Source organism: Paludibacter sp. 221, assembly GCF_010501035.1.
Classification (GTDB): Bacteria; Bacteroidota; Bacteroidia; order Bacteroidales; family Paludibacteraceae; genus QVMH01.
This window is the reverse complement of record NZ_QVMH01000034.1, coordinates 1-7,280: the sequence shown is the minus strand read 5'-3', so window position 1 is coordinate 7,280 and position 7,280 is coordinate 1. Positions and strand designations below refer to the sequence as shown.

Sequence of the window (7,280 nt, the reverse complement as noted above, 5' to 3'; positions counted from 1 at the left end):
GTTTAAGCGAAAGCAGAGTCAAGCTTGCTTGAACTATGCTGAGCGTAGGTGCTTCAACAAGGTTAATTTTTTGCTTCCTTTTTCAGCTATAGGAAAAAGGAAGAGCCTGTCCGGCTCGAGGACAAAAGAATAAAAATGAGGGTACTGTTATAAACATCTGAGAAACAAAAACCTAATTTTTATGTCAAATATTAGTAATAACAATTAATCTGCAATCTCAACTTTATTAGCCTATTAAACAACCAAATATTATCTTCGTACAGATATAGAAAAGCATTTACAACCTATGGAAAAAACCATTATAAGAAAAGCTGTAAAAAAAGATTGTTCGAAACTCCTTGAGCTGGTAAAGGGACTTGCCTTATACGAAAAAGCTCCCGAGGAAGTAACAATATCGCTTAAGCACTTCGAAGAGAGTGGCTTTGGAGAGAATCCCGTATGGTGGGCTTTCGTAGCCGAAGTAGATGGGGCGATCCGGGCTTTTGCACTTTATTACATACGTTTCAGCACATGGAAAGGGCAGCGGATGTATCTGGAAGATATTTACGTTGAGCCGGAATTGCGGGGAAATGGCTTAGGCTCTGTACTATTCGAGCGTTTGATAGAAGAAGCCAAAGAAAAAAACTTCAACGGCATGGTATGGCAGGCGTTGGACTGGAACGTATCAGCTCTCGATTTCTACAAAAAATATGGCGCTAAGTTCGACAGCACTTGGGTAAACTGCTCGTTGGATTTCTAACTATTCAGTCAAACGTCTCAAATAATTTATCCTTGCTTTTACGCACTTTCGGCAAATGGGCGTACTTATCTTTGTCCGCATCTCTGTATCCGAGTGCAAGTACTGTAGTTGCACGTAAGTTTTGCTCGTCAAGATGCAGGATTTCCGACATTATATCGGGGTCGAGTCCTTCCATAGGTGTGGCGTCTACACCTTCCAAAGCAGCGGCTGCAATCCCGATACCAAAAGCAAGGTAAGCCTGATGTGTAGTCCACAAAAAGTTTTCCTCGGCCGATGCTTCAATGTACTTATTAAAACTATTACGAAGCCCGCTAAGGCTCTCGAAAGACTGTTCCCTCGTCTCGGCTACAAGGCTGATAAAATCGTCGACAAGCTGCTGATTCACTTTCTTATAAGCAGTAAAAACCAATATGTGCGAACCCTCGATAACCGGATATTGATGGCATGCACGCTCGTTATATATCCGTTCGCGAAGGTCTTTATCCCCTATCACAAATATCCGGTATGGCTGCAAACCACCTGAAGATGGCGACAGGCGTATTGCTTCCAATATCCTGTCAATCTTCTCCTGAGGCACTTTTTCGCCATTCATGCGTTTAGCCGCATAACGCCAGTTCATTTTTTCGATTAAATTCATATGATAAATAGTTACAAGAAATTAGTTACAAGTTACAAGTCTCATTCTCCGCAACTTAACAACAAGAAATATAACATTATTTTTTATCAGGCATTTACTAATCAGGCTCACAAGCTATCCGCTACTCACTACTCACTCCTACCATTTGAGACACTTCACGGTTAAAATCTCCTGCTTTCAACAAGTCTTCCAAAGTCAGGTGCATACGGTATTGCCAATAATGCTTAGGTACTGCCGGAATATTTATCCGTTCCTCATACGGGTCTTTCCGCCTCAGCTCGTCACTCATCGAGAGCCAGTCCTGCAAAGGTATGATTGCAAGCATAGCGTTCGAACGCAGATGATTCATAAGTATTTGCTTGCAAAGCTCCGGTGTACAGCTTTCGGGCGCGACGCCTTCTTTCCCCAAAACCGTATTGTAATACTGCTGTGTAACATCACGGTTTTCGAGCCACCAGGCACGTATAGGAGACATGTCGTGCGTAGACGTAGTGCAAACCGACAAATAAGGAATAATATTCAGGTTTTCAAATTGAGTATTAAGCTGTTTCGGCATCCGCTCTATCTCCAGACTTAAAATCTGTAGTTCATCCATTACCTGTGGCACACATGCAGGTATCATACCCAAATCCTCGCCACATACCAGCATGTCAGTCGACGAAATTAACGGCGGCAGCTTCCGCATAGCCTGATGGCTCCAAAACTCGTTGTGCCGCTCGTAAAAAAAATGGTCGTATAGCCGATTAAAAGCATACTTCTCTTCATCGTTCAAAAGTTGATACGAGTTAGTACACTGAGCCGTTATACGCGGATGGTATTTAGCAGGCTGGTACTTATCACGGACAAACAGTACTTCGTTACACAGTTGGTACAACCCATTCTGTATACGATGTTCCTTTTCATCATTTTTCCCTTCGAAAAACCGTTCTATTTTCCTCTGTGTATTACAAAACTCTTTCAGTTCATATTGTTCAAAGCTTATCAGGTTCAGGAATTTATCAACTACCTCCTGTTTGTCATTAGCAAAAACCTTTTCCAAAAGCATATCAGTTATGTATGGCTTCGTCATGCGGTACTCGTCAAATCGCAATCCACCATTCTCAATTTCTTCTACAGTAAACGGCAATGCAGGGTTAAAATATCCCAAAAGACCTTGAACCGAATCTTCGGGAATCTCCCAGATGCGGAAGAAGCCCAATATATGGTCGATACGGTAGGCATCGAAATAATCAGCCATTTTTCTGAAACGCTTCCGCCACCACTGATAACCGTCTTTCGCCATTTCGTCCCAATTATAGGTAGGGAATCCCCAATTCTGCCCGAATATAGAAAAATCATCGGGTGGAGCGCCTGTCTGCGTATCAAGATTAAACAGTTGAGGCTCAGCCCATGCGTCCACACTATTGCGGTTTATGCCAATAGGAATATCGCCTTTCAGCACCACACCGTTTTTATGGGCGTATTCCTTCGCTTTTATAAGCTGGCTGTGTAATAAAAACTGTGTAAAATAAACCAGTTCAAGGCTTTTATTCATCCGCGCATCTTCTTTCGCCAGCTTTTGCAGCTTTTTCTTATTATAGCGTCTGAATTGTTGCCATGTAGCATGGTCGGCCGTTTGGTATTTATCCCTGAAATAAGTAAAGCAAGCATACGGGAAGAGCCACTCTTCGTTTTGGCTATAAAAGGCAGCAAACTCCTCCGAATTTAATACCGAACGACGCTTTTCACCGAATAAGTCCCGAATGTATTCCTCTTTCAAAGCCATTACCTGCTCATAATCCAGAACAGGCAAGGCATTTAGTTTGGCAGCCCTTTTTTTATAGGCTTTCAGTTTAACATCATCTTTCAGCGGATAATCGTTCAAGCCCAGATAGATAGGATGAAGCGCATAAATAGATATAGCATTGTAAGGATAAGAATCAGTCCATTGGCGGGTAACTGTAGTATCGTTAATAGGCAATATCTGAATTACTTTCATCCCTGTAGTCTTAGCCCAGTCAATCATCATCTCCAAATCAGAAAATTCCCCGACCCCGAAACTTTTTTTGGAACGCAACGAGAAAACGGGAATGACCACTCCCGAGGCTTTCCAATTCACCCGGTTGCGGCGATAACTTAAATCGTAAGCCTGCACCTGATTACCTTGTCCGAAGTTCACAGGATGGAGCACGCGGTTTTCACCCTCTTCCCAATGGATAATATTCTTCGTTTTTTTATCGCGTATCGCAAATTTATATTGCAAGGGGGTATTATATTTCTCAGCATTTAAAACAATACGGTATTTACTATACGAAACAGGCTGAAAAATAAGTGCTTGCTGTATATTCCAGTTTCCTAACAAATCAGATTCGCCGGTAAGGATAATCTCCTGCCCCTCGCCCACGCACGGACACGACAGAGTAAGCAATATTGATTGTTTGAAATACTTAACCGTCTTGCTGCTGTATTTCTGATGAAAAAAACTATTATAAAAAGCTGAAGTATAAAAGTATTTCTGATGCGGCGCATCATGCCAGCTATCGGTAAAGATAAAGTTTCGCCCTGCATCCAATCTCACATTTCTTCTATCGCCCCACTCTGTCCTCACCACACGGCTTCCTTCTTTTATCAGGTAATTATATTCAACCACTCCGGCGTTTTCTACATTTATCACAGCCGACCAATGAGAATCATCTGTCTGCGAAAGCATCAAGGCTTTGCTTACATCCCCTCCACCCAACTCGGGCAAATTGCCCGATACGCACACAACCTGTCCATAATCAGAACGGTAATCTATTTCAAATTTTATAATCATAAATCATTAATTATCTTGCATTTACTGACTTATAGCACATCCTATGAAGTCCCATAGGGACTATAGTTTGGTAATAGCCAATTTTACATGTTATCCGGCGTGCCATAGGTACGCTACTTTAGCGGTAATTGTAGCGTACCTACGGCACGCCAAGATATTAATACATCTTGTTAGTTACCAAACTTTGCTCCCAATGGGAGCTTACTCACTTGCATACAACATACAATATATCAAACCATTATCTTCAGATAAAGCAGCCCCAAAAGTAAAACAATCAGTCTTGCTACCATCAAATTATCACCCCACAGAATAAGGTAATAAGGTTATTATTGTCAGGTTGTATTCAGCTACTAAGGTTATTGGCAGAAAATAAGGTAATTAATAAAAACCTTATTTTGTTGATAAACCTTAGTAATCATGCAAGTAAGGGCAACCCCAACCTTATTACCTTATTTTACCGCCTTACCACGCGAAAGATTCGCACGGTAAGGCTTTTGACACACCTTCTTTGTTTAAAAATCAATTTACAACAACAAAAATAGTGTGATTAATCAGATAGCTCAACAGATTTTCAATGTTTTTTATATAAACTTCTCTAAAGAAAATTATTAGCTATGAATAATTCTACAGAAAACCTTACTTTTGAGGTCGAGTAACTATACTGCTACAACATGATAAAAATAGACGAAAAAAAACTTATTGCCGCCTCGCAAGAAGGTATGGACGAATTTCTGAATGTATTTACAGATGCTTACCTTGAGGCTATAAACGGGGAGCTGAACGAGAAAACAATGCCCTTACTAAATGGCAATCAACACACCTTGCTTGCATACCGTTTTTTTACCGACGAAATACGCGAAGGGGGATTTGTACAGCTAATCCAAAACGGGTATGGAGCTTATGTTTTCGACAACCCTTTCGCCAAAGCACTTCGCCAATATGGGGCTAAAGAGCTTTCTAAACTTATCTATCGGGCTAAGGAAATATATGATGCCAACAAGTCCGAACTGGAGCGTGAAACTACCGAAGAAGAGTTTAACGCCATGTATGTGGATTTTGAAGTATTCGACGATTTAGAAGAAATCTACTTCGATATAGAGGAAGAACAAACCACCATCATCGCTTCGTACGTAGACGACCATATAGAAGATTTTGCAGAAGTAGCAAAATAATTTTAGCACACAACAAGAAATTAACAATATTTTAAACCACAATAAACTCTTAATTTGTATTTAAAAAATAGGAGTTTACTGTTGGATAAACACATCGAAATTTGACAACTGATATTATCAAATATTCAATTCACTTCGTAGCCGGAGCTAACTTTCCCGCCTCAGCTGGTGAGCGTTAAGAAATTCAGCGTAACGAAGCGTTAAACAGGATTTGCTGTTTGACGAGCGTAGCGAGGAGTTCAAAGACAGTAGCGAAGTGAAGCTGAATTTTAGCGAAGCAGGTGTAGCGGTGGCTTTTTTGTTTACTTTTTCAGCTATAGGAAAAAGTAAAAACCTGTCCGGCTTGAGGATGAAGAAAGTTTAGAACTCTCCCTAAATCCCTCTCTCAAAGAGAGGGACTTGAGAATTGCTGAACGATTGAGGTACATTTGGTAAAGCGAAACACCAGTCTTGGACATTTTGATACGTTTACCTTGGAGACTACTGTGTTTCAAAATATTATTATGTTGTCGTACACCAAATTGAAATAACATATTTCACCCGTTGAACATATTTTTGTATTTTTGCAGATAGTAAGAAAACAAAGAACACTCATCATTTTACATACCACTATACATGAGCGACCAGCGATATAATTTAAGAGGGGTATCTGCTTCGAAAGAAGACGTACACAACGCAATAAAAAACATTGACAAAGGGCTTTTTCCCAAAGCATTTTGTAAAATCATTCCCGATTTTCTGGGGAACGACCCCGAGTATTGCAATATAATGCACGCCGATGGTGCAGGCACCAAATCGTCGCTGGCATACGTGTACTGGAAAGAGACAGGAGATTTGTCGGTTTGGAAAGGGATAGCACAGGATGCCCTAATTATGAATATCGACGATTTACTCTGTGTAGGTGCTGTGGATAACATATTACTTTCGTCCACCATTGGGCGGAACAAAAATCTGATACCGGGCGAGGTTATCTCTGCCATCATCAATGGCACTAACGAACTGGTGGAAGAACTTAGCCAAATGGGAGTGAACATATACCCTACAGGTGGAGAAACTGCCGATGTGGGTGATTTAGTCCGCACCATTATTGTAGACAGCACCGTAACATGCCGGATGAAACGCACAGACGTGATAGACAATGCAAACATACAGGCAGGTGACGTAATTGTGGGACTATCGTCGACAGGACAGGCAACTTACGAAAAAAGCTATAACGGCGGGATGGGGAGCAACGGGCTAACCTCTGCACGCCACGATGTTTTTGGCAATTACTTAGCAGCAAAATATCCTGAAAGCTACGACGCTTCTATACCCCAGAACTTGGCGTATTCCGGCTCATGTAAGCTGACTGATAAAATAGAAGGCTTAGATATTGACGCGGGAAAGCTCGTACTATCTCCTACCCGCACGTATGCTCCGGTAATAAAAAAGATTTTGGAAGAAATTCGTCCTAACATACATGGCATGGTACACTGCTCAGGTGGTGCGCAAACCAAGATATTACATTTCATCGACAATCTTAAAGTGGTAAAGAACAATTTATTCCCTGTTCCACCACTATTTCATCTTATCCAAAAAGAATCGGGAACCGACTGGAAAGAAATGTACAAAGTATTCAACATGGGACACCGTATGGAAATTTACCTGCCAAAGGAATATGCCGAAAAGGTTATCGCTATCTCAAAATCGTTCAACATTGATGCCCGGATAATAGGATACTGTGAGGCTGCTGATAAGAAAGAGCTGCTGATAGAATCGGAATTCGGTAAGTTTGAATACTGATAACGGAAGTCAATTATCCCATCTCACAGCTTATTACAACCACATTCTTTATGAATACATAAAAGTTTGTAATAAAGAAAAGGGCAGCAAAATATGGAGAATTGCTATTTTATTCTTTCGTAGCCGTAGCTAATCTTTCCGCCTCAGCTGGTGAGC

General features: G+C 41.1%; 6 protein-coding genes. 4 read left to right on the top strand and 2 right to left on the bottom strand.

Annotated features, from left to right (window positions below; translation table 11 throughout):
- Positions 1–286 precede the first annotated feature (286 nt).
- Entirely contained in the window at positions 287–739 is a 453-nt protein-coding gene (locus D0T49_RS08120) for a GNAT family N-acetyltransferase (RefSeq protein WP_163630198.1), read from the top strand.
- Positions 740–743: 4 nt separating this feature from the next.
- Here the strand turns inward: D0T49_RS08120 and D0T49_RS08115 are convergent, their stop codons facing one another.
- Both D0T49_RS08115 and D0T49_RS08110 read right to left on the bottom strand, forming a co-directional pair.
- Positions 744–1,376: a nitroreductase family protein gene (locus tag D0T49_RS08115; protein ID WP_163630196.1), complete on the bottom strand. Its 633-nt coding sequence runs from the start codon at positions 1,374–1,376 to the stop codon at positions 744–746.
- A 121-nt stretch (positions 1,377–1,497) separates the two neighbouring features.
- Positions 1,498–4,170: a 4-alpha-glucanotransferase gene (locus D0T49_RS08110; RefSeq protein WP_163630194.1), complete on the bottom strand. Its 2,673-nt coding sequence runs from the start codon at positions 4,168–4,170 to the stop codon at positions 1,498–1,500.
- A 671-nt stretch (positions 4,171–4,841) separates the two neighbouring features.
- Between D0T49_RS08110 and D0T49_RS08105 the strand changes: the two genes are divergently transcribed.
- The 3 genes from D0T49_RS08105 to D0T49_RS08095 all read left to right on the top strand — a co-directional run bounded on the left by D0T49_RS08105 (position 4,842) and on the right by D0T49_RS08095 (position 7,124).
- Positions 4,842–5,342: a DMP19 family protein gene (locus D0T49_RS08105; RefSeq protein ID WP_163630192.1), complete on the top strand. Its 501-nt coding sequence runs from the start codon at positions 4,842–4,844 to the stop codon at positions 5,340–5,342.
- 211 nt (positions 5,343–5,553) lie between these two features.
- Positions 5,554–5,706, top strand: coding sequence for a hypothetical protein (locus tag D0T49_RS08100; protein ID WP_163630190.1), 153 nt, complete (start codon positions 5,554–5,556; stop codon positions 5,704–5,706).
- A 251-nt stretch (positions 5,707–5,957) separates the two neighbouring features.
- The gene (locus tag D0T49_RS08095; protein WP_163630188.1) at positions 5,958–7,124 is read left to right on the top strand and encodes an AIR synthase related protein; all 1,167 of its coding nucleotides are present in this window, start codon (positions 5,958–5,960) and stop codon (positions 7,122–7,124) included.
- Positions 7,125–7,280 lie beyond the last annotated feature (156 nt).